21 protein-coding genes are annotated in these 21,749 nt (G+C 58.5%); 9 read left to right on the forward strand and 12 right to left on the reverse strand.

The genetic code is table 11. The annotated features are described in order from the left end of the window. Nucleotides 1–15: 15 nt before the first annotated feature. The 8 genes from ACOI8A_RS25845 to ACOI8A_RS25880 form a co-directional block, all read right to left on the reverse strand. Nucleotides 16–1,203, reverse strand: a complete 1,188-nt coding sequence (locus ACOI8A_RS25845; RefSeq protein ID WP_420650250.1) for an EAL domain-containing response regulator — start codon at nt 1,201–1,203, stop codon at nt 16–18. 117 nt (nt 1,204–1,320) lie between these two features. Next, nucleotides 1,321–2,340 (reverse strand): fimbrial protein, encoded by a 1,020-nt coding sequence (locus tag ACOI8A_RS25850; protein WP_420650249.1) that lies wholly within the window; start codon nt 2,338–2,340, stop codon nt 1,321–1,323. Further along, nucleotides 2,337–3,074 carry a molecular chaperone gene (locus ACOI8A_RS25855; RefSeq protein WP_420650248.1) on the reverse strand — a complete coding sequence of 246 codons (738 nt, stop codon included), beginning with the start codon at nt 3,072–3,074 and terminating at the stop codon, nt 2,337–2,339. The genes ACOI8A_RS25850 and ACOI8A_RS25855 overlap by 4 nt, the downstream gene beginning before the upstream one ends. Nucleotides 3,075–3,122: 48 nt before the next feature. Next, nucleotides 3,123–5,567, reverse strand: coding sequence for a fimbria/pilus outer membrane usher protein (locus ACOI8A_RS25860; RefSeq protein WP_420650247.1), 2,445 nt, complete (start codon nt 5,565–5,567; stop codon nt 3,123–3,125). Between the two features lie 85 nt (nt 5,568–5,652). After that, nucleotides 5,653–6,186, reverse strand: a complete 534-nt coding sequence (locus ACOI8A_RS25865; protein ID WP_420650246.1) for a fimbrial protein — start codon at nt 6,184–6,186, stop codon at nt 5,653–5,655. Between the two features lie 289 nt (nt 6,187–6,475). Beyond that, on the reverse strand, nt 6,476–6,796 hold the full coding sequence (locus tag ACOI8A_RS25870) for an ArsR/SmtB family transcription factor (protein ID WP_420650245.1): 321 nt from the start codon (nt 6,794–6,796) through the stop codon (nt 6,476–6,478). A 52-nt stretch (nt 6,797–6,848) separates the two neighbouring features. After that, complete coding sequence (locus tag ACOI8A_RS25875; RefSeq protein WP_420650244.1) at nt 6,849–7,973, reverse strand: alkene reductase; 1,125 nt, start codon at nt 7,971–7,973, stop codon at nt 6,849–6,851. A 91-nt stretch (nt 7,974–8,064) separates the two neighbouring features. Further along, complete coding sequence (locus tag ACOI8A_RS25880; protein WP_420650243.1) at nt 8,065–9,105, reverse strand: AbrB family transcriptional regulator; 1,041 nt, start codon at nt 9,103–9,105, stop codon at nt 8,065–8,067. 115 nt (nt 9,106–9,220) lie between these two features. Between ACOI8A_RS25880 and ACOI8A_RS25885 the strand changes: the two genes are divergently transcribed. The 3 genes from ACOI8A_RS25885 to ACOI8A_RS25895 all read left to right on the forward strand — a co-directional run bounded on the left by ACOI8A_RS25885 (nt 9,221) and on the right by ACOI8A_RS25895 (nt 13,985). Beyond that, nucleotides 9,221–10,120, forward strand: coding sequence for a LysR family transcriptional regulator (locus ACOI8A_RS25885; RefSeq protein ID WP_420650242.1), 900 nt, complete (start codon nt 9,221–9,223; stop codon nt 10,118–10,120). A gap of 86 nt (nt 10,121–10,206) precedes the next feature. Further along, nucleotides 10,207–12,612 (forward strand): glucose/quinate/shikimate family membrane-bound PQQ-dependent dehydrogenase, encoded by a 2,406-nt coding sequence (locus ACOI8A_RS25890; protein WP_420650241.1) that lies wholly within the window; start codon nt 10,207–10,209, stop codon nt 12,610–12,612. Nucleotides 12,613–12,707: 95 nt separating this feature from the next. Further along, nucleotides 12,708–13,985: a carbohydrate porin gene (locus ACOI8A_RS25895; protein ID WP_420650240.1), complete on the forward strand. Its 1,278-nt coding sequence runs from the start codon at nt 12,708–12,710 to the stop codon at nt 13,983–13,985. A gap of 66 nt (nt 13,986–14,051) precedes the next feature. Here ACOI8A_RS25895 and ACOI8A_RS25900 read toward each other — a convergent pair whose 3' ends face one another. Then, entirely contained in the window at nt 14,052–15,011 is a 960-nt protein-coding gene (locus tag ACOI8A_RS25900; RefSeq protein ID WP_420650239.1) for a threonine dehydratase, read from the reverse strand. Nucleotides 15,012–15,116: 105 nt separating this feature from the next. Between ACOI8A_RS25900 and ACOI8A_RS25905 the strand changes: the two genes are divergently transcribed. From ACOI8A_RS25905 to ACOI8A_RS25915, 3 genes are all read left to right on the forward strand, one after another. Further along, nucleotides 15,117–15,914 (forward strand): helix-turn-helix transcriptional regulator, encoded by a 798-nt coding sequence (locus ACOI8A_RS25905; protein WP_420650238.1) that lies wholly within the window; start codon nt 15,117–15,119, stop codon nt 15,912–15,914. A gap of 142 nt (nt 15,915–16,056) precedes the next feature. Next, nucleotides 16,057–16,629: a hypothetical protein gene (locus ACOI8A_RS25910; RefSeq protein ID WP_420650237.1), complete on the forward strand. Its 573-nt coding sequence runs from the start codon at nt 16,057–16,059 to the stop codon at nt 16,627–16,629. An 86-nt stretch (nt 16,630–16,715) separates the two neighbouring features. Beyond that, complete coding sequence (locus ACOI8A_RS25915; RefSeq protein WP_420650236.1) at nt 16,716–17,177, forward strand: hypothetical protein; 462 nt, start codon at nt 16,716–16,718, stop codon at nt 17,175–17,177. 53 nt (nt 17,178–17,230) lie between these two features. On the opposite strand, the gene ACOI8A_RS25920 is transcribed toward ACOI8A_RS25915, so the two are convergent. Next, entirely contained in the window at nt 17,231–17,479 is a 249-nt protein-coding gene (locus ACOI8A_RS25920; RefSeq protein WP_420650235.1) for a hypothetical protein, read from the reverse strand. Between the two features lie 339 nt (nt 17,480–17,818). Here ACOI8A_RS25920 and ACOI8A_RS25925 point away from each other — a divergent pair, with 339 nt between their 5' ends. Together ACOI8A_RS25925 and ACOI8A_RS25930 are read left to right on the forward strand one after the other, a co-directional pair. After that, a complete protein-coding gene (locus ACOI8A_RS25925; protein ID WP_420650234.1) occupies nt 17,819–18,151 on the forward strand; it encodes a carboxymuconolactone decarboxylase family protein in 333 nt (110 codons plus the stop codon). Nucleotides 18,152–18,194: 43 nt separating this feature from the next. Then, nucleotides 18,195–19,301: an alkene reductase gene (locus ACOI8A_RS25930; RefSeq protein WP_420650233.1), complete on the forward strand. Its 1,107-nt coding sequence runs from the start codon at nt 18,195–18,197 to the stop codon at nt 19,299–19,301. Nucleotides 19,302–19,465: 164 nt separating this feature from the next. On the opposite strand, the gene ACOI8A_RS25935 is transcribed toward ACOI8A_RS25930, so the two are convergent. Next, nucleotides 19,466–20,020, reverse strand: a complete 555-nt coding sequence (locus ACOI8A_RS25935; RefSeq protein ID WP_420650232.1) for an OsmC family protein — start codon at nt 20,018–20,020, stop codon at nt 19,466–19,468. A gap of 141 nt (nt 20,021–20,161) precedes the next feature. After that, complete coding sequence (locus ACOI8A_RS25940; RefSeq protein ID WP_420650231.1) at nt 20,162–20,737, reverse strand: TetR/AcrR family transcriptional regulator; 576 nt, start codon at nt 20,735–20,737, stop codon at nt 20,162–20,164. A 192-nt stretch (nt 20,738–20,929) separates the two neighbouring features. Between ACOI8A_RS25940 and ACOI8A_RS25945 the strand changes: the two genes are divergently transcribed. Continuing rightward, nucleotides 20,930–21,742, forward strand: a complete 813-nt coding sequence (locus ACOI8A_RS25945) for a DUF1206 domain-containing protein (RefSeq protein ID WP_420650230.1) — start codon at nt 20,930–20,932, stop codon at nt 21,740–21,742. Nucleotides 21,743–21,749 lie beyond the last annotated feature (7 nt).

Below are 21,749 nucleotides of genomic sequence, written 5' to 3' on the forward strand. Positions count from 1 at the left end.
AGCGCGCCAGGTTTTTTACCGTACGTCTGCGGTTTTATCCAGCCATTGCAGCAGCGCATGGCCATTCATGGGCCTTTCCAGATAAAACCCCTGGCCGGTTTCGCAACCCAGCTCCAGCAGTCGGTCGCGCATGCGCGGGCTGCTGATGCCTTCTATCAAGAGGCTCATGCCCAATGCCCGCACCAGCGCCTGGGTGCTGGCGACCATCGCGCGGTCAGCCGGGCGATCCAGACGCTGAACAAAGCGGCCATCGAGCTTGATCTGGTTGAACGGTAGCTGGCAAAGCCATTTCAGCGAGGAAAATCCCACGCCGAAATCATCGATCGCCAGACCACAGCCGAGCAATCGCAGGCGCAACAGGTTTTCGTGGGTCTGCGGCGGGCAATCGAGCAAGCCGTTTTCCGCCAGCTCGAACACCAGCGTCGAGCCTTTGAACCCATGGCGTTCCAGCGTGCGCTTGATGTCTTCGATCAAGCCATCGCCCGCCAACTGCGAAGCGTGCAGGTTGAACGCCAGCGTCAGGGTCACACCGCGACGACGCAGGATCTGCAACAGACTCAAGCCCTGTTCGAGCAGTTGCAAGAACATCTGGTCGATCAAGTCATACGCGAGGACCGCGGCGAGAAAATCGCACGGCAACAGCACGCCTCGCGCCGGATGCTCCCAGCGCACCAGCGCTTCCGCCGCCACCACACCACCGCTACGTAGATCGAACTGCGGCTGAAACCAGCCACGAAACTCGCCGAGGGCCAAGCCACGGCGCACATCGTTTTCACTGGGCAGCTCGCGGGGTGGTAACGGTGCATGCCGTGGAAGCGGTGTGAAGGTGAACCCGTGCAGGACACGATGCAAGGCGCGCAACTGGATCGGATGGCTCAGCATACCGAGCAGCCGCAACCCGGCGAGCGAGCTCAACTGACCCAGCGTGCGCTGTAACTCCGGTTGCAGTTCGCCGCACAGCACCACCGAACGGACCATTGCGCCCTGGCTGGCACGGGTCAGGAATTCCAGACAGTCCAGTCCTCGATCACCAAGATCACAGAACACTACATCGACTTTGCCCAGCAAATGCAGTTGCAGCATGGCGTGTTCGCCATCGCTGGCTTGCAGCACATCCCGCGCACCGAGTCGCTGCAGCATCCTGACCAGCACACTGCGCGCGAAACCCTGATTTTCCAGCACCAACACTCGTGGGAAGGCCATCGTCTTTCCGTCGCTCAATCGACCCGTGATAGCGCATAGTGGCGAGCGTGCGTGATGCCGAGCGAAGGATTCATCCGAGCGTCTTGTAGGAAAATTCCCACGGACACCCTGAAAGAGTCAGTAGTAAATCACCTGCACCACCATGATCGCCTCGAACGGCCCGACCTTGGGGTCACCCAGCGAAACAACCGAGGCACTGAAAGGCACATCAATGTGGCTGACGTCCGCCGGAAAATTCGCCAGCGGGAATGGCTCATTGATCGGCACCAGGTTGTTGTGCGCGTCCCTGACCTGAATACCGAACTGGCTGTCAGCGGCGGGCAAGACGTTGTACTCACCCTGCTGACTGGCCGTAACGAAGGTCGCGCCGATGTTGATCGCGCTGCTGCATTTCTTCTCCAGCGCCAGGCTGAACGGCTTGGTCGGATTCGGCGGCGAAAACCCGGTGGCGGTTTTCTGGATCACGCCGAAGTCGACGATCCCCGGCTCCGGAGTCACAGTGACATCGACCGTACACGCGGTGCCGACAATGTTCTGCAAGCCGCTCAGTTGAAAGCGGAAGTTGCCGAACGGGTTGCTCGGGCCGCCGTTGAGTCCGTACAGGCCGTCAAACTGAAACACGTCGTAGGTGTCCTGTGACGGACGCTGCAACGGTAGCAACCCGCGTTTACGAATCACCACCTGGAACGCGATGCTTGGGGTCACGCGCGAACAGGCCAACATGTCGGCATCATTGGCCGCGCCGGGACAGCCACGGGATATATAGCCACTGTTGACGCCCTGCGTCGGATTGGCGCTCCAGTCACCGTCCCACGACGTGACCTGCCGGTACACCAGGCCGAATTCGATGCCCCATGGCGTGGCGTCGAGGCCGGCCGGGTTGCCGTAGAAATAGATCGGATCGTTTTCCTGATAGTGAATGTCGTGCACCTTCCAGCAATCGGCGGGCACCACGTGGGTTTTCGAGCGCCAGATGATTGTGCCGTCGGGCACGGTGTCAGGCACCGAGACCGGGCCGATGTATTCGCTCAGGTAATTGCCGCCGTCCGCCGATTTGCACACCAGCGCCCACGACGCCTGAGAAAACGCCAACAACAACGCGACAACGCCCAGCCTGAGCAACGCACGGTATGTCATGGCTTCAGGGCCTTGCAGACATTGGCTGCGCAGGTGAACAGCGAGTCGGTCTGGCCGCCGAAGTCGTTCATGTTCGACACCCGCAGTTCGCTGAAACCGGTGTTGCTCAGGGCAATCCGCGCGCCGCTGAAGGGCGCGATCATGATGGTATCCATGGGCATTTTGGTCTTGTCAGGCCCAGTGAGCAGCCCGACTACAGTGATGTGAAACGGCGAAGGGTTGTCCACCAGCAATTGCTTGCCGACCGGATCGATTTTCAGGTTCATGCGCAATGCCAGATCTTCACCGCGCTCACGCTTGGCGGCCGCCGGGCGGTAGAACAGTTTGATCTTCGATTGCAGGGCAATCTGCATCGAATTCACCGCTTCGGTCTTCGGTGGGATCTCGCGTACGTTGAGATAGAACACCGACTCCCGATCGGCGGGCAACGCCACATCCGGCAGCTTGACGATGCGTAGCACGCTGCTTTCATTCGGCTCGATGCGCTGCAAGGGCGGCAGCACCATGAACGGTGAACTGACCTTTTTGCTGTTCTGGTCTTCGATCCACGACTGCACCACGAACGGCAATTGCGGGTTCTTGTTGCTGAGGGTGACGCTCACCGACGGCGCACTCTCTTCAAAAATCACTCGCGTGCGATCCGGCACCACGGCCGCGTTGGCGAGCAGCGGGACACACAACCCGACCAGCAGGCTCAGGCGATTGAATAAAGGCTGGATCTTGAAAACTGACATAAGGGTTCTCCACAAAAATCAAGGAACAGGCATCCATCGATGCCCGAATTACCGGCACCGCACGGGCTTGGCGACGTTGCTCAGCACGTCTTCGTCGGGTAACGCGGCAAGCGCACAGCTTTTCGAGTCGTCCCAGCGCGCAACCAGTTGCGCGCCACTTTTGGCGCCGAGCAGATAGGTCACGCCCGCCTCGCCGACGATTGCGACTTCCTTGTTCGTGTCCTTGTCCTGAACCGATGCGCCGAACGGCACCGGCTGACCATTGGCCTGAGTCAACGCTACGAGCGCGTTGTGGCCCTGGCCGGTGGCGAAGTTGACGTAGCCGATTGCGCCCTCGGTCAAGGCCAGGCGCTGGATCGGGTTGGTCACTTCGGTATTGAGCGGCAACTTTTCCATGTTGACCCGCGCCTCATAGGCCTGAAACGAAGGCAGGCCATCCATCACCGCGTAGCCATCCTTGTTGGTCCGCGCCTGGCCGGTAAAGGCCACGTCCGGCACGCCGTCGGTGGACACCAGCAGTCGGGTGTCGCCGTTGGAACCGTTGCCATGCGCCGACACGCCATAACGGGTCACGACCAGCGAGCTGTCGAGTTCGCCGGTCAGCGAGCGATAGGTGCTGCCATCGGTGGTCGCCGAAGCATTGGCGCGATAAGTCGAGGCACGTTTGCCGACGTAGGCATTCACGTATTTGTTGTCGCCGACGCCGCCATACAGTTGGTAATTCACGCCCTGACCGTCGTCGTGGCTGTAACCGACGTTGGCCGATGACCCACCGGAACCGGAGCGCTGGACGTTGCTCGACAACATCGAATTGCCGCCCAACGGAATGCTCACCCCGAGGTAGATCTGCGAGTCGTTGCGCTGCGCATTCTGGGTCTGGTACGCGGACAGATTGACGTTGATGTTCTTGACGTTGCCCACGGAAAAACTGCGCGCCAGCGACAGGCCGAAACGGTCGGACGGCGCCGCGTCCCAATAGGTCGAGTGATCGTAGGAAAAACTCGTCGACAGCCAGCCGAAATGCTTGGCCAGCGTCACCGAATAGCGCTGCTTGCCCGAGTTCAGTGCATAGGAATCGGGGTCGCCGACGAATTGCGAGAAGTTGGTAAAGGTCCGGTCGGAAAAACGGTAACCGAGGAAGCGCAGATCGGTGCCAATGCCATCGAAGTGCTTGGAATAATTGATGCGGTACGAGTTGCCCACCGCCGTCTCGCCGGTCCAGCGCAACTTGGCGCGCGAGGTGGTGATATCGGCTGAGAGCGCACCGAAAACGCCGAGGTCTTTGCCGACGCCGAACGCGTTGGACAGGTAATCGCTGGCCGCCAGCACCCCGCCGTAAAGCGTCCAGTCGTGGGGCAAGCCGTAAGCCATTTCCGAGGCGACAAACCCCGGCTCCGTGCCGCCGCTGCCGGTCAGCCGTGGTTGGCCGGCCGATATCTTGTAGCGCAACTCGCCTTCGCGCGACAGAAACGGCACCGCCGCCGTGGACACGGTGAAGGTCTGCTCGCTGCCGTCCTCCTCGCGCACGGTCACGTCGAGCGTGCCTTGGACGCTGCTGTTCAGATCCTGAATGCTGAACGCGCCCGGCGTCACGGTGGTCGAGTACAACACCCGGCCCTGCTGCGAAACAGTGACCGTCGCGTTGGTGCGCGCCAGGCCGCTGATCAACGGCGCATAGCCGCGCAGGTTGGGCGGCAACATCCGATCGTCACTGCTCAGGGTCGCGCCGCGCAGCGCGAAAGTATCGAACACGTCGGAGTTCAAATAGTCTTCACCGACCGACAATTTCGAACGAATCGCCGGCAGTGCGCGATAGGCGTACAGACGATTGAGCTGAAATGCCTTGTCGTTGAAACCGCGATTCTGCTCGCCGGAATTGTGCTGAGCCTGATAGTCGGCGCGCACCCGCCAGGCGTCGATGTTCAGCCCGGCGGTGCCGTAACTCTGCAATGAACGCGAATCGCCCGAAGCGGCAGTGGACTGGCGATCGTTGGCAATCAGCCGGTAATCCAGTAAAGCGCCATCGAGCCCGTCGCTCCAGGCCGCCGGAGGAATGTAGTTGGGATCGTCATATTCAAACGACGCCTGCGGCAGACTGATCGACAGACGACCGAGGTTTTTCAGGTATTTGATCGTGGCGTTGTCGATGGCACGCAACTCCACGCATTGGCCTTCGGCGAGGCGCGGCAAGTTTTTGAACAAGTCCGGTTTAAGGCCAAACTTGGCCACCAGTTCTTCGTCCAGGCACGCGTAACTTTCCTGCGGGTTGTCGCCAGGTTTGAATTCGATGGAGCGAGTGCCGAAATAACGTTGATTAACCACGATGTCCAACAAGTAGTTGCCCGGCACTGTGTATTGCGCATGGGTGAACTGGCCGAGACTGATATCGTCATTTTGATCAATGTTCAGAAACTCGGTATTGAATTCCAGCGCAGCGGAATAACGCGCGCAGGAGATCAATACGCAAGACACCAATAGTTTGCGGCAGTACACGGAAAGTACCCTTCAATTAGCAGCGTAACGGACAAGAAAAAAGGGGCTTTCGCCCCTTTTCCTTACAACACTCGATACGGGCGTATCAGTTGTAAGCCACGGTGAAGTTGGCAACGCTGTCTGCTTCACCGGTGGTCACGGTCGCGGCGGTGGCTTCGTACATGGCCGCAAAAGTGACGGTGTTGTTGCCGTTTTGCAGAACAACCGGTGCAACTTGCTCCTTGCCGTTGTCGAGCATTTCGCCGGCGCTGGCCTGCAGACGAATGCCGACGTTTTGCGCCAGACCGGTGGTGGCGAACAGCGCCGGAACCGCAGGATCCTGCACGCCGCTGAAGGTGAAGCGCGCGTTCTTCTGAGTCGCGGTGTCGCAGTCGGTCAGGATGATGTCGAACTTGGTCGGCGTCGAACGATCACCAATTGCCTTGAACTGGTTCGATGGCACCTGGCCCAGGGACACGGTCTGGTCCAGGGAGCTGGCGTCGATACCGCAAGCGCCGGACACGATTTCACCGATGAAACGCACAGTCCCCGGGTTGCCGCTTGGCGGCGTGGCGGCGTTGGCGAAGGAAGCAAGGCCCATGACAACAGTAGCGGCGGTAACAGCGACAATCTTTTTCATTTAATCCATCTCTTGGGATAATTATTTATCAGGCCCAGCGATCGACTTGCAGACTATTGATTGCCGGAAATCCAACTTCCCCTCAGGAAAATCCAGAACTTCTGAAAAACTGCGGCGCCCCCTTTCATATGCTCGGCAGTAGTTGAGAAGTTATGCGGCAATAATAATCATGCAAGTCGTATCGCTCTGCTCCGGGGAAAATAATGCGCGTTACCCAAGACTGGAAATGTAAGTTCTTTCCGCCCGATTTGTAGGATTTTTCCGGCGGAATAAATCAGCGCGTCGGCATTCAGAGATTGACTTCAAGGTCTGCCAACAAACCCGCCATGGCAGCAGCTACCTGTTCCTCGTTACGCTGGTAATAAGTCCACTTGCCAACTTTGGTGGCTTTCACCAGGCCAACGTCGCCAAGGGCTTTCAGGCACAGCGAGGTCGCGGGTTGCGCCAGACCGGCCTTGTCCTGAATCAAACTGGCGCAGACGCCATACACGCTGAAATCGTAGAGCTGCTCGTAGCCAGCGAACGATGTGTGCGGGTCTTTCAGCCAGGTCAGCACCGTGCGCCTGACCGGGCTTGCCAGGACTTTGAGCGTCTCGTTCAGATCGGTCATGTGCAGCTCGCTCCTTTGCGGTCGGAGCGAGCCCCGGGATTAGCGGCGCATTTTATGCCGGGCTGAACGGATAGTCGATGTAGCCCTGCTGACCACCGCCATACAGCGTTGCGGGGTTGACCGGGTTCAGCGGCAAATTATTCTGCAATCGGTGCGGCAGATCGGGGTTGGCGATGAACGTACGACCGAAGCCGAACAGATCGCCATAGCCTTGACCGAGGATGCTTTTGGCCTTGGCTTCGGTGTAGCGCCCGGCGTACATGATCGGCCCGCTGAAGGTTTCGCGCAGTGCAGCGCGGAAGGTCACTGGCAAGTCCGGGCTGTTGTCCCAATCGGCTTCGGCAATCGACAGATAACCGATGGCCAACTCGTTAAGCATGGCGGCTGCCTCGACGTAGGTTGCGTGCGGGTCACTCTCGACCAACCCCAGATACACGCGCTCTTCGTCAGTGGTTTCGAACAACGGTGCAAAGCGCACACCGACCCGCTCACTGCCGAATACGCTGATCACCGCTTCGGTGACTTCGCGCAGAAAACGCAGGCGATTGGTGAGTGAGCCGCCGTATTCGTCGGTGCGCTGATTGGTGTGCTCGGAGATGAATTGATTGAGCAGATAGCCATTCGCCGAGTGCAGTTCTACGCCATCGAAGCCGGCGGCTTTGGCGTTCACCGCCGCCAGCCGATACAGCTCGACCAACTCTTTGACCTCAGCGGTGCTCAGCGCTCTTGGCATGCTCGGATCCGCCAATGCGCCCGCCTCGGGGCCGGTCTCGATGAAGACTTTCACCGCAGTCGCACGCAGCGCAGAAGGCGCGACTGGCGCTTGGTTGTCGGGTTGCAGACTCGTATGCGATACGCGGCCGACATGCCAGAGCTGACAGAAAATCACCCCGCCCTCCTGGTGTACGGCTTCGGTGACTTTCTTCCAGCCAGCCACTTGTTCCTGGCTGTAGATGCCGGGCGTCCATGCATAGCCCTGGCCACGCGGTTCGATCTGCGTGCCTTCGGTGACCATGAAACCCGCCGTGGCGCGCTGACGGTAGTAGGTGGCCATCAGGTCGTTGGGAATGTCACCCGGCTGCGAGCTTCGCGAGCGGGTCAACGGCGGCAGTGCGATGCGGTTTTTAAGGGTCAGGCCGCCCAGTGACAACGGGGCGAACAAGCTTGATTCGGTCATGAAATTTCTGCAGCTCTGCTGAATGAGAGCCACACATTAACACATTCGAATACATGAATGCGTTGTGTTTAAGAACCTGTTCCCCGCTCAATCAGGCTGAAGGACTCTCTTGCAGCAAACGCTTGGGCAGAAACGCTGGCGAAATATGGATGATCGACATACGCACCACATGATTGAGCATGACAAACGCCGGATCGAGTTTAAGCAGCAACGCCGCGGCCGTCATCACCTCGACGCCGCCGGGGACCCAAGACATGAACAAAGCGAGAAACGGTTTGCCGGTCAGTTTGCTGAACCCGAACGCGACCACCAGGGTCGTGCAAAAGGTCAGCGCGGTGACCACCAGACCCGCGCGGATGTAGCGCACGAAATCCTTGAAGGTGATGTCTTTGAGGCGAATGCCGATCAGCCCGCCGAGCAGAATCAGCGCGACAATCGCCAGCGGGTCGGGCACACGCAGATGGGCTTGGGGGAAAACCACATTCACCGCTGCGCTGCAAATCAGCCCGGTCAGCATGTACGGCGCTGGTACATCGAAACGCTCGAGCAGATAACCGAGCGCGACTGCCGCAATCGCCGGCGGAATGACGCCAAGGTAGTTGTCCAGAGTGCCCAGCGCGGGCGCCACGCTGTCGGCATGCCCACCGGCAATGATCGTCACCACCAGCAGCAGCGCAAGCAGACGCACGATGTGCACGAACGCGATGCGCCCGGACGCTGGTCCCTCCTCGCCCGACACCGTCATCACGGCCGCCATCGCCCCTGGAATCGAACCCAGCAAACTCTCGATATGCCCCCACTTTTCCATGCGCCGCAGCCAGTTGTAGCCGACAAAAATCTGCGTGGTCATGCAGATCAGCAGGCCGACCAGAATGCTCACATCGCTTAACTCGCTGATCATCGACGCGGTGACGATCGAGCCGACGCTGACCCCGAGCAGCAACTGCACCGCGGCCACAAACGGGTAAGGCATGCGCATGCGTACGCCCATTTTGCTCAGCGCGGTGACCAGGCAAATCGCACCGATCAACTCGCCAAGCGGCAACCCGGTCATGTAGCCGATCCATGCGCCCAATGCCGCCACCGGGACAGGAATAACGTTTTGCAGTGCCAGCAGCCTGTTTCGGGTCATCTGTCCATTCCGTGGAGGGGTGAAAAACTTCGTAATATTTTTAAACAGTTTTATAAGATGGGCCGACGAAAGGATCCAATACCTATTTTCGACCGATTGATACCCAAGGATGACGATGATCGATCTCCGCCGCCTGCGCTGCTTTCTGGTTGTCAGCGAAGAGTTGCACTTTGGCCGTGCCGCGTTGCGCCTGAACACTGCCCAACCACCGCTGACACGGCAGATTTCGGCACTCGAAAGCGAACTGGGTTTTCGCCTGTTCGACCGCAACACCCGCAGCGTGACGCTGACCTCCGAGGGCCGGCATTTCCTCCCCTACGCCCGGGCGGTGCTGGAGCAGGTCGACCTCACAGAAGCCATCACCAGCAAATTGGCGGCCGGTAGCGTTGGCCATCTGGCGGTGGGCTACGCCAGCTCGATTGCGCTGTCGGACATCTTCAGCCAGACGATTCAGGCGTTCTGCTCGCTGTATCCGGACGTGCAACTGACATTGGAAGAAGGTGCCTCCAGCACCCAGTGTGCGCAGATTACCGAAGGTCGGCTCGACATCGGCATGAGTCGCATGCAGCCGCCCGGAGACGATTCAGAGGTTCAGGCCATCTGCCTGGATAACGAGCCATTGGTCGCGGCGATTGCCAGCGACAGCCCACTTGCGCGCAGGGAACAAGTGACACTGGCCGAGTTGAGCGCCTACCCGCTGATCGCCTTCCCGACCGATTACGGTTCCGGCTTGAATGACATCATCGAAGCGCTGTATCGCCGCCATGGGCTGACGCCTTTACCGGCGCCGACGGGCAAACAGATCACCTCGATTATCGCTTTGGTCGCCGCCGGCCGTGGTGTCGCTATTGTTCCGCAATGCGCACAGGCCCTGGTTAAACGTGGCGTCAGTTATCGTCCATTGGCCGAAGCCGGTGCCACCGCCCCCCTGCAGGTGTTGACCCGCAAGCGCGAGCGCAGTCCGTTGGTAAAAGCTTTTGTCGATGTGATCGAGCAAACCCTGCGCGAGAAATGACAGCTATGCTCAACTTTGAACTAAACAGTTACTAAATAGATAGCTCCCTATATAATCGCCGCTTCATTTCCAACGGGACTCCCAACGTGAAGCCAAGTCAACGCGTCTCCGGCGTATCAAAATTCATACTGGTCGGGCTCGGGGTGATCATCGCCCTGCTCGGCCTGGCACTCGCTGCTGGCGGCGTGAAACTGGTCAGTCTGGGAGGCTCGTGGTACTTCCTGGTGGGCGGTCTGGTGATGGCCGTGTCCGGTCTGTTGATCGCTCGCTACAAGCCTGCCGGCGCGTGGGTGTTCGCCGCGTTTCTGCTCGGCACGGCGATCTGGGCTGTGGTTGATGTAGGTCTGGAATTCTGGCCGGTGTTCTCGCGGCTGTTCATGTTCAGCGCCGTCGGCCTTGCCGTGACGCTGGTTTATCCGCTGCTCAAACGTGCCAACGGTGGCATTGCCGGGCGTGGTGCTTATGCCGTTGCGGCTGTTCTGGCAGTGGGCCTGGCCGTTGCTGTCGGCAACATGTTCGTCGCGCATCCGACCGTCGCCGCGACCGGTACCGGCCCGGGCCTGACCCCGGTTGAACCGGACAAGGCCCAGAAGGATTGGGCGCACTACGGCAATACCGAAGGCGGCAGCCGCTTTGCTGCGCTGGATCAGATCAACCGCAGCAACGTCGACAAACTCAAAGTCGCGTGGACCTACCACACCGGCGACATCGCCGAGAGCGACGGCAATGGCGCCGAAGACCAGCTGACGCCGCTGCAAATCGGCAACAAGGTGTTCATCTGCACCCCGCACAACAACCTCATCGCACTGGATGCCGACACCGGTAAAGAACTGTGGAAAAACGCCATCAATGCTCAGTCGAAAGTCTGGCAGCGTTGCCGTGGCATGGCCTATTTTGACGCCAGCGCTGCGGTGGCCAAACCGAGCAGTTCGCCGATTACCGAAACACCAGTTGCACCGGGTGCCAACTGCACGCGCCGCTTGCTGACCAACACCATCGATGCGCGTCTGATCGCGGTCGATGCCGACACCGGCGAGTTCTGCCAGGGTTTCGGCACCAACGGTCAGGTTGATCTGAAGGCTGGTCTGGGCGATGTGCCGGACAGCTACTACCAACTGTCCTCCGCGCCGCTGATGGCCGGCACTACCGTGGTAGTTGGCGGTCGAGTTGCCGACAACGTGCAAGCCGACATGCCGGGCGGCGTGATCCGTGGTTTCGACGTGATCACTGGCGCCATGCGTTGGGCCTTCGATCCGGGCAACCCGCAGGATCGCAACGCTCCGGCCGACGGCAGCACCTATGTGCGCAGCACGCCGAACAGCTGGGCGCCGATGTCTTATGACTCTGTAACCAACACGGTTTTCCTGCCGATGGGCAGCTCTTCGACCGACATTTATGGCGTCGAACGCAGCAAACTCGATCACACCTACGGCGCCTCGATCCTCGCGCTGGACGCCAACAGCGGCGCGGAAAAGTGGGTGTTCCAGACCGTACACAACGATCTGTGGGACTTCGACCTGCCGATGCAGCCGAGCCTGATCGACTTCACCAAGGACGGCAAAACCGTTCCAGCGCTGGTGATCGGCACCAAGGCCGGGCAGATTTACGTGCTCGACCGCGCTACTGGCAAACCACTGACTCAGGTCGATGAAGTGTCGGTCAAAGCCGCCAATATCCCCAACGAACCTTACTCGCCGACCCAACCAAAATCGGTGGGCATGCCGCAGATCGGTGCTCAGCATCTGACCGAATCGGACATGTGGGGCGCCACGCCATACGATCAATTGCTGTGCCGCATCGACTTCAAAGGCATGCGTTATGACGGCTTGTACACCGCGCCGGGCACCGACAAATCCCTGAGCTTTCCCGGCTCGCTGGGTGGCATGAATTGGGGCAGCATCTCGACTGACCCGGTGCACGGTTTCATCTTCGTCAACGACATGCGTCTGGGCCTGTGGATTCAGATGATCCCGTCGCAGAACAAAGGTCAGGCAACCTCCGGCGGCGAAGCGCTGAACACCGGCATGGGCGCGGTTCCGCTGAAAGGCACGCCGTATGCGGTGAACAAAAACCGCTTCCTGTCGGTGGCCGGCATTCCGTGCCAGGCGCCGCCATTCGGCACCCTGACCGCTATCGACATGAAGACCCAGAAAGTCGCCTGGCAAGTGCCGGTCGGCACCGTTGAAGACACTGGCCCGCTGGGCATCCGCATGCACCTGCCGATCAAGATCGGGCTGCCAACCCTCGGCGGCACCCTGTCGACTCAGGGCGGCTTGATCTTCATCGCCGGCACTCAGGATTTCTACCTGCGCGCCTTCAACAGCGGCAACGGTGAAGAAGTCTGGAAAGCACGTCTGCCGGTCGGCAGTCAGGGCGGCCCGATGACTTACGTTTCGCCGAAAACCGGCAAGCAATACATCGTCATAACCGCTGGTGGCGCGCGTCAATCGACCGACCGTGGCGACTACGTGATGGCGTACGCCCTGCCGTAAACCGCCGCACCCAACTTCATCGCAACAGTGCGCGGCACCTTCGGGTGCCGCGTCGTTTTTTGTCCCGCGTTTCAGATTTCAGCAGGAAGATCCACATGTCTCGTTTCTCTCAATACGCCTTGCTGGCAGGCCTGACCTGCGGGGCCGCCCTGCCCGCCCTCGCCGATACCGACTCCAATGTATTCACCCGCAACACGCTAACCGGCGACTGGGGTGGCCTGCGCCATCAGCTCGACGCAGACGGCGTCAAGTTCACCGGCGACTACAGCGGCGAGACCGCGTACAACGCCGATGGCGGCCTGCACCGGTCGGCGCGTTACTCGCAGAACATCAAGCTCGGCGTGCAGTTCGATCTGAGCAAATTGTATGGCGTCGACAACGCCGGCAAGGTCCAGCTGACGATCAACGACCGACGCGGCAACAGCGCCTCCGAAGATCTGGTTGGTAACCGTCTGCCGATCCAGGAAAACTACGGCGGCCTCTACACGCGCCTGACCGAATTGAGCTACGAGCGCAGCCTGTTCACCCCGGCGCTGAACGTCAAACTCGGCTACATGGCCATGGGCAACGACCTCGGCGGCCTCGACAGCGGCATTCTGTGCAACTTCATGAACGCCGGTTTCTGCGGCCATCCGCTGAACATGTCCGGCGGCAGCGGCTGGACCAACTACCCGAATGCGCGTCTCGGCGTGCGGGTCAAATACGACTTGTCGTCAGCCTGGCAATTGCGCGTGGCCGCGTTCAACGTCGACCCTGACAGCAACGGCAACTCCAGTCGCGCCTGGCATCTGGGCCCGAAACACACCACCGGCACCGTGGTGCCAATCGAGCTGGTGTACAAACACGCCGGCAGCCTGCCCGGCGAATACAAGCTCGGTTACTACTACGACAGTTCTGATGTGAAGCGCATCGGCAGCGACGAAGAAGTCTCCGGTCGCGGCGGCCATTATCTGCTGGTCGACCAAGCTGTCTGGCGCTCGCCGACTTCCGAGGGCCGCAGCCTGCATGCCTTCGGCCAGTATTCGGCGGCCAGCCAAGCGGCCTCGCCGTTCAGCAAGTGGTACGGCACGGGCGTGGTTTTGTACAAGCCGTTCGAAGGTCGCCCGCGTGACACCCTGGCTCTGGGCTACGGCCGCGCCGTGCCCAACCCGCGCAGCCGCGATGTGCTGCAAGACGCCGCGCTGGCCAATGGCACGCCGCTGTCCAATCTGGACAGCGCCGAGCAGTTGATCGAACTCGGCTACGGTTATCAGGCCACGCCTTGGCTGACCCTGCGCCCGAACCTGCAATACATCATCGAGCCGGGCGCGTTTTCCGGGCAGGACATCGACAATGCGTTGGTGGTCGGTTTGCAGGTCAAAGCCGCGCTCTGACCCTCAAAGTACAGCTCCGCCGGATTCATCCATTGCATTCCGGCGGGGCTCAGTTCTGCTGAAGTTCTACTCGCCGATCACCCGCGCATACACCGAGCGATCAATATTGCCGCCGGACAAAATCACCCCGACCTTCTTGCCCTCCATCATCCCGCGTTCCTGCATCAGCGCGGCCAACGCCGCCGCGCCCGCGCCTTCCGCCAGGTTGTGGGTGTCGGTGTAATACACTCGGATCGCCTCGGCGATTTCCTCTTCGCTGACCGAGACGATTCGCGCGGCACCGGCGCCGTAAATGGCGAACGCATCGGGAATCGGCATGCGCACCGCGAGGCCATCGGCGAAGGTGTTGGCCGAGGCAGTTTCACGGATCTCCTGCGCTTCAAACGACAACTTCGCAGCGGCGGCCTCGGTGGATACCACGCCCACCACTTCGGTGGTCAGGCCCAGGGCATCGCGGGCGGCGATCACGGCGCAAACGCCAGAGCCGCAGCCAATTGGCACATACACCGTGTCCAGATCCGGCGCGGCAGTGAACAGCTCCAGCGCGTAGGTCGCCACGCCTTTGACCAATTCTTTGTGGAACGGCGGCACCAGATACAGATCGCGCGCTTGCGCCAGACGCCAGGCTTCCACGCGGGCCTCGTCGAAGTCTTTCCCGCACTCGACCACTTCCCCGCCGAAGCCGCGCATGGCGTTGTTCTTCTCCACCGAGTTACCTTCCGGCACCACAATCAATGCCTGCAAACCCACCGCACTGGCTGCCAGCGCCAGACTCTGGCCGTGATTACCGCGCGTCGCCGAAACAATGCCCTTCACATGCGGATGCGCACGACGCAGCCAGTTCATGAAGGTAATACCGCCGCGCACCTTGAACGCGCCGGTCGGCGTATGGTTTTCGTGCTTGACCCACACCGTGCAGCCCAAGCGCTCGGCCAGCAACGGCCAACGGTATTGCGCAGTAGGCTGCATAACCTGATAAACCTGCTGCGCAGCTTGTTCGATATCGTCGCGAGTCAGTGTGTGCATGAGTCGTCTCCCTGAAATTGTGCCCAGTCTAGGAGCGGGCGCAACACGTCGGCTTTCAAAAAACTCACCTGACTTTTGCCTCGGCACTTCACTACTATGCAGTTCATGAATGCCCGAAATCGCCCATCGCCCTCGCCCGCCCCGCAAACGATTTGCCGAATCGAAGCCGGGCCGTGGGCGATCGAACTGCTGCCCGGCGCCGCTTACGCAACGCGCTATGTGGCGACTCAGTCAGCTATCGGTTTCGCCTTCGACAGCCAGCGCGGCGTACACGCGATTGGCAGTGACCGGGTGCGCCCGTTTGCTGCGTTACCCAATGGCTTGGCATTCGTGCCGGTGGGGTGTGACGTGTTGTCCGAGTCGCCGTCAGGTGGCGAATATCTGCGGGTGATTCGTACTGACGGCGCGGCGTTGGTCGGGGATCGGGAGTTCAGTAACCGGGTTGATCCGCAGGCGATTGAGCTGGCCCTGCAAATGCGCCGCGCGTTGTTGCAGGCCTCGGTTGATGACGATATCGAAGCTTGGGCGCTGGCGATGGCTGAGCGGGTTCAGGGGGATTTTTCTTTTGAACATCCGCATTGCTTGACCGGTAATCGCATGCGCTTGCTGGATGAGTTCATTGACGCCGGACTCGATGGGCCACTGAGTATTCAGGCGATGGCTCAATTGCTCGAGTTGTCTGAAGGCTATTTCATGCGCGCCTTCAAGCAAGCGACGGGGAAAAGTCCGCATAGCTATCTGATTGACCGGCGCCTGGCCAAGGCGCGGGCGCAAATGCGCGATTCGGCGGCGAGTCTGGCGGAGATTGCACTGGCGTGCGGGTTTAACTCGCAGGCGCATATGACGACGGTTTTCAGGCAACGGCTTGGGGTGAGTCCGGGGGAGTTGCGCAAGATTTTTTAATGGGGACAGATTTATTTATCCCTCATCAATTACGGCAAACTTCGGATCAACATCAGTCCACCGCAACCTTGCGGGATGCCATGAGCAAAACGAAAGTGATAGCATATAGACATCACTTTAGGCATCTCCCCAAGGAAGAACAATGCGCTCGTCGCAATTCATTTCGCTTCTCAAGCTGTCCACGGTCCTGTTGGCCGCCACTCTGACCACCGCTTGCTCCAACTACCACTACAAAGATTACCAAGGCGAGTGGGCGCCGGAGTCGATGAAGCCGTATGACCTGTCCGATGGCGCCGCCGACGCACCGGTTGTTTACTTCGCGACCACTCAATTTCGGGCCCTCGGCGTGCCCTTCCACCGGCTGTTGTTGGCAACGCAGGTAGATGGCCAATCGTTGCCAGGTGCCGGGCGCCTGTCGATTCTCGACGTCTCCGGCAAGCAGGCACTTCGCCTTACGCCGGGCAAGCACTCGCTGGGCTGGTGCTGGGCATCGATGAACGGCTTGGGTACCGGCGGCGCCAAATGCGGCTTCGGTGCGAACGATGTCGAGTTCCGCGCGGGCCAGCGCTACATCGTGGATTTCTCCACCAGCAACCACATCAGCGGACCTCCGGGACGTGAAGTAGCAACAATCAACATCGAATCCGAGATTCGCAATCTGGATACCAAGGAAGTCGTCTACCCGACTACGGATTATTCATTGATTGAAGAATGACCTGGGGAGGCGTTCACCGTGCCAGATGTTAATTACTTCCCCTTACTCACATATTCCGCGATTTTTTTAGCGAAAAGGTTTTACCGATGACCAAGCTTTTCATGCCATTCGTCCTGGCGATGTTGTGCCTGCAAGGGTGCGCGGAGATGCCTGCCTACTCGAACGTGGAGTCCGGTGCATCGAGTGATGAGTCGCGCTATACCGTCGTCGAGACTGATACTTATGCAGGCCGGCCGCAGCGCCACTATGCCGATCTCCAGCCGAATCTGAACATCATCAGAATCAACGATAAAAAAGTCGGCAATATCCCGTTTTCTACCTATTACTACAAAAACGATTCCCCACAACGCGCTGTGCTGACGCCGGGCACGTACGTTATTCAGTTGGAATATCGGCTGCCCCGCCACTTTCTGTTCGCAGATCTGAAGTTCGTTGGCAAACCGGGTCAGAAAATCATGGCTCGCTCAAAATATGTGGGCCTCAACCGACTGGAAGTGTGGTTGGAGGATGCAGCCACGGGTGAAGTAGTCAGTACCCGCGAGCGCTAAGTCTGCCTGTATCCAAGAGAAAGCCAGGGCATAAAGCCCTGGCAGATCGTAGATCACTTTTTCTTTTTCGCAGGTTTGTCCGACTTTTCTGACTTGTCCGACTTCTTGGCCTTTTCCGGCTTGCTGTCAGCTTTCTTTGCAGATTTCTTCGGTTCGGCGTCTTTCTTCTTGTCTTTCTTGTCGGAAGATTTCGACAGAGCCGAGGCTGCTGCTGATTTCTTTTCCGGCGATGACTTTTTGTCTTTCAAGTCCTTGCTGGCTTTCGAAGCGTCACTTTTGCTTTTCTTCTCGTCTTTAGCCACGTTGTCCACCTCTCGGAGTATGCCGACATTGGCAAAATGCCTGCGGGATTATCCGCACGCTGATCATTAGGCGTACGCGTGTGAAGGCGGTTCAAATTTTCTTGCGCGTAGAGATACGCGATGGGCAAGCGGGTAAAAACGGAACCTCACTCAAACCCGAATGCTCAATCTGTCATCCACGTGATCTGCATCCAATCTGCACTCGATTCGTCACGATAGAAATATCGTTGATAGCTAATATCAACGCGCGGCATTTGATAGCCTACCAACTGGATGGTAGTGTTCTTCGCAGATTCACCAACGCGACTCCCACCGTATCTCTACTCTCGTGAGAATCCCATGCAAGACTGGAAACAAACCCGCAAAGACATCAACACCCGCCTGATGGAACTCAACGCTTTGAGCCCTGAAACCATGAAGGGAATGGCAGCGCTCGGTGCCGCTGGCGCGAAAACCAATCATCTGGACGCCAAGACTCGGGAGCTGATCTCCCTGGCCGTAGCCGTAACTACGCGTTGTGACGGATGCATCGCGTTCCACGCTGCCGAAGCGAAGAAAGTCGGAGTCACCAGCGAAGAAGTCGCTGAAGCCCTAGGCGTGGCAATCAACATGAATGCCGGTGCCGCTTTGGTCTACAGCACTCACGTGCTCGACGCGTTCGACAAGTCCTGATGCATCGCCGGCCCTCTATTCGTCAACCACGTCGAGATCAATCATGAATAAGCTGTTCACCCCGTACAATCTTTCAGGTACCGCGCTCAAGAATCGAGTGGTTATGGCCCCCATGACTCGCACCCGAACTTTGGACAACATTCCCAATGAGTCCAACGCGCTGTATTACGCGCAACGTGCTTCCGCCGGCCTGTTGATCACCGAAGGCCTGCCGATTTCCGACGAGGCGCGCGGTTATCTTTATACGCCGGGCATTTACGCTGATGAGCACTTGCCTGGCTGGCGCAAAGTGACTGACGCAGTGCATGCCAAGGGCGGCAAGATTTTTGCGCAACTCTGGCACGTTGGCCGGATGTCCCATGTCTCGGTGCATGGCATGGTGCCAGTCTCTTCGGGCACGGTGGCTGCGGTTGATACCACGGTGTATGCCTGGATCGAGCCTGGCAAATCAGGCCCAGTGCAACCCAGCGCACCCCGCGCGTTGGAGACTGCTGAAGTGCAACGCGTCATTGCGGACTTCGTAAGCTCTGCGCGTATGGCCATGGATGCCGGTTTCGATGGTATTGAAATCATGGCCGCCAATGGCTTCTTGTTCGACCAGTTCCTGAGCAGCACCCTGAACACCCGCACCGACCAGTACGGAGGCTCGATCGCCAATCGCCAGCGTTTCCTGCTGGAAACCATTGATGCGATTGCAGCTGAAATCGGTGGCTCAAAGATCGGTGTACGCCTGTCGCCCTTCGGCCGCCTGTATGACTTTGGCGTGTACGAGGGCGAAGAACAAACCTGGATGAGCATGGCGGCGGCGCTCAATGAGCGCGAACTGGCGTTCGTTCACCTGAACTACCAACCCACTATCGTCGCCGCACAAACACCACCGGGCTTTGGCGCCGCATTCCGCGAAGTTTACAAAGGCACCTTGATGGCTGCCGGCGGCTTCACCAAAGATCTTGCGGAGTCTGAGCTGGCCAAAGGTGAACTTGACCTGATCGCTTTCGGCACACCCTACATTGCCAACCCGGATCTGGTAGAGCGTATGCAGAACGACTGGCCATTGGCTGAGGGAGATCGTGCAACCTATTACGGTGTCAGCGATTCCATTGACAAGGGGTACACCGATTATCCGGAATATGCTGCGGCCATAGCCTGAATCCCGGCTGAGACATAATTGAAATTGCGGGCCAGTGAGTAATCAGCGGCACTTTCAAATAAAAAAAGCTCCTTGGTCGTTGAGTGCATTTGTACTCAATGTCCAAGGAGCGTTTTTGTGTCATACAAACCGGTTTCATCGTTCAATGTCGAAGACTAAAACGATCAGCCCTCAAGAACTTCGAGCGTCGGCACCATGCGGATAGCCCTGGAGAAGTTGGCGTAGTTGACCGAGGTCTTGAGCACCACGTTGTGCAATGCTTCAACGCGCTCACGCGATGCGTCAGTGTGCAGGCGGATCACCACACTCACTTCGTCGTAACCCGGGTTAACACTTTCGTCGATACCCAGAAAACCACGCAGGTCGAGCGTGCCATCAGTTTCGATTTCCAGACTGTGAATCTTGATGCCCATCATTGCGGCGTTGGCGGCATAACCGACCGACATGCACGCGTTGAGAGCCGCCATCAGCAGTTCCTGCGGATTAGGCGCGGAGTTCTGCCCGAGCAGTTCGTTTGGTTCGTCGGCAGTGATTTCGAAATCCCGCGCATAGGTTTCACCCGCCAAGCTGTAACGGCTGACCTTTGCCAAGGAACGGGTCTGGCCTTTCCACTCGGTCTTTACGTTAAAGCTTGCAAGTCGTTTTGTCTGATCCTCGGCTACGCCTTGGGCAAACTGCTGGAGCGCGGCGACATCGATACCGTTCAGGTTGTTACTCATATGCTTGTTCCTCTTGAATTTTACTGGGCAGCAGCCCGAAAGAGAAACAAGCCTACCAACTGGTAGGTTGATCATCAACAGATTGTTTTGTTCTGCAATGAGAAGGAGTATCGACCGAGACGATTACCGTATGGTTGAGCCTCAGTGCTGCGTCCCGGTAGTGCGCAGTCCATCTAAAATGATCTCGATACCGGAAAAATGTTGGTAGTTGTCGTTCAGCGCCCAAGATACAAAGCTGCCGCCTTCCAGCGTATTCAAAATGAGTCGTGCGACCTTGACGTTGTCGAGCTCGATTTTAATTTCACCAGCCTCTTGGCCCCGCACGATATTGGCCTGAAGCCAATTCAGATGAATTTCGAAAAAATCTCGTGTCATCTCTTTCAGACTTTCAGGCAAAGCCGATAGCTCCGCCGCCAACGCGCCGCATAGCGGAAGCAACGCACTTTCGCTGCTGTGCGCGAACATCAGGGCGAACGTATTAAGTCGGTCGATAATAAGGGGATGTGTATCGTCGATGCTTTCCAGCTGATTCTTGAACCGGAACAGATAACTCTCGACGATGGCGATCGCCAACCCCTCTTTGGTTGGAAAGTGATGGTGAATACTCGCTTTCTTGATACCGATTTCCTCAGCCAGATCGGCGTAGCTGAACGCGGCATAGCCCTTGGTACGCAACAAAATCTCAGCGCTGGCAAGAAGGTCGGAACGTGTACTCATCGGGTCGCTTCCAAAATCGGTAATCACGCATCATAAATTAGTGGTTGTTCATAAGACAGCACTCGACATTTTCAGCCAGGCCTCCCTGTAAAGAGATAAGGGACTTGGATTCCAGTCAAACCTGCTCAACCTCAATAGAACCCCTCCCGGCGAGACTGGTCTGCTCTGTATTACCTTTTGGAAATACAACCCATGTCCGCACAACACAGTCTTGTACTACTCGCTCGGGGAGGCTACGCCGCGCGGGGAGTGCTTTATCTGATCATCGGTATCTTCGCGCTGCTGGCAGCGCAGGATTCGACAAAACCAAAGGATAGCCACAAGAGCCTGGAAGCATTGCTGGCTCAGCCATTCGGCCATTTTTTAGTCGGGCTTGTGGTGGCAGGCTTGCTGGCATTTGCGGCGTGGCGCGTGCTGCAAGCGACGCGTGATGTCGATCATCACGGCAAAAATCTCAAAGGTCTGGTGATTCGCGCGGGGCTGTTTGCAGGAGGTCTGGTCAATGGCGCTCTGGCGCTCTTCGCACTGGGCTTGCTCATCAGCGGTATTCGAAGCTCGGGCAATTCCGGCGGGCAAACCAAAGATTGGCTGGCGCATCTTCTGTCTTGGGATTACTCGAACTTGTTGATTTATGTGGTCGCCCTGATTCCGCTGGGTGTAGGCATTGCGCACATCATCAAAGGCTGGAAGGCGTCGTTCGAAAAATACTTTGAGGACGACGAAGACGTCATGCGCTACGTGCGCCCGGTCTCGCGCTTCGGGTTGATCGCCCGCGGGGTGGTGTTTATCGAGATTGCCTTGCTGTTGGCGATCAGCGGTTCCGCTTATAAAGCCATGGATCCACCCGGCATGAAGGAAGCCCTCGACGCGCTGCAGAATCTCCCCGCTGGCTGGCTGATTTTGATGGTGATGGCGTTCGGGCTGATTGCCTTCTCCGTGTACAGCTTCTCGGAAGCTTTCTGGCGCAAGATCAATATGGATGTGCCGGGAGTATCGAGACTTTAAGGTGTCG

The sequence above is a fragment of the Pseudomonas sp. P4795 genome, from assembly GCF_048822895.1.
GTDB lineage: Bacteria > Pseudomonadota > Gammaproteobacteria > Pseudomonadales > Pseudomonadaceae > Aquipseudomonas.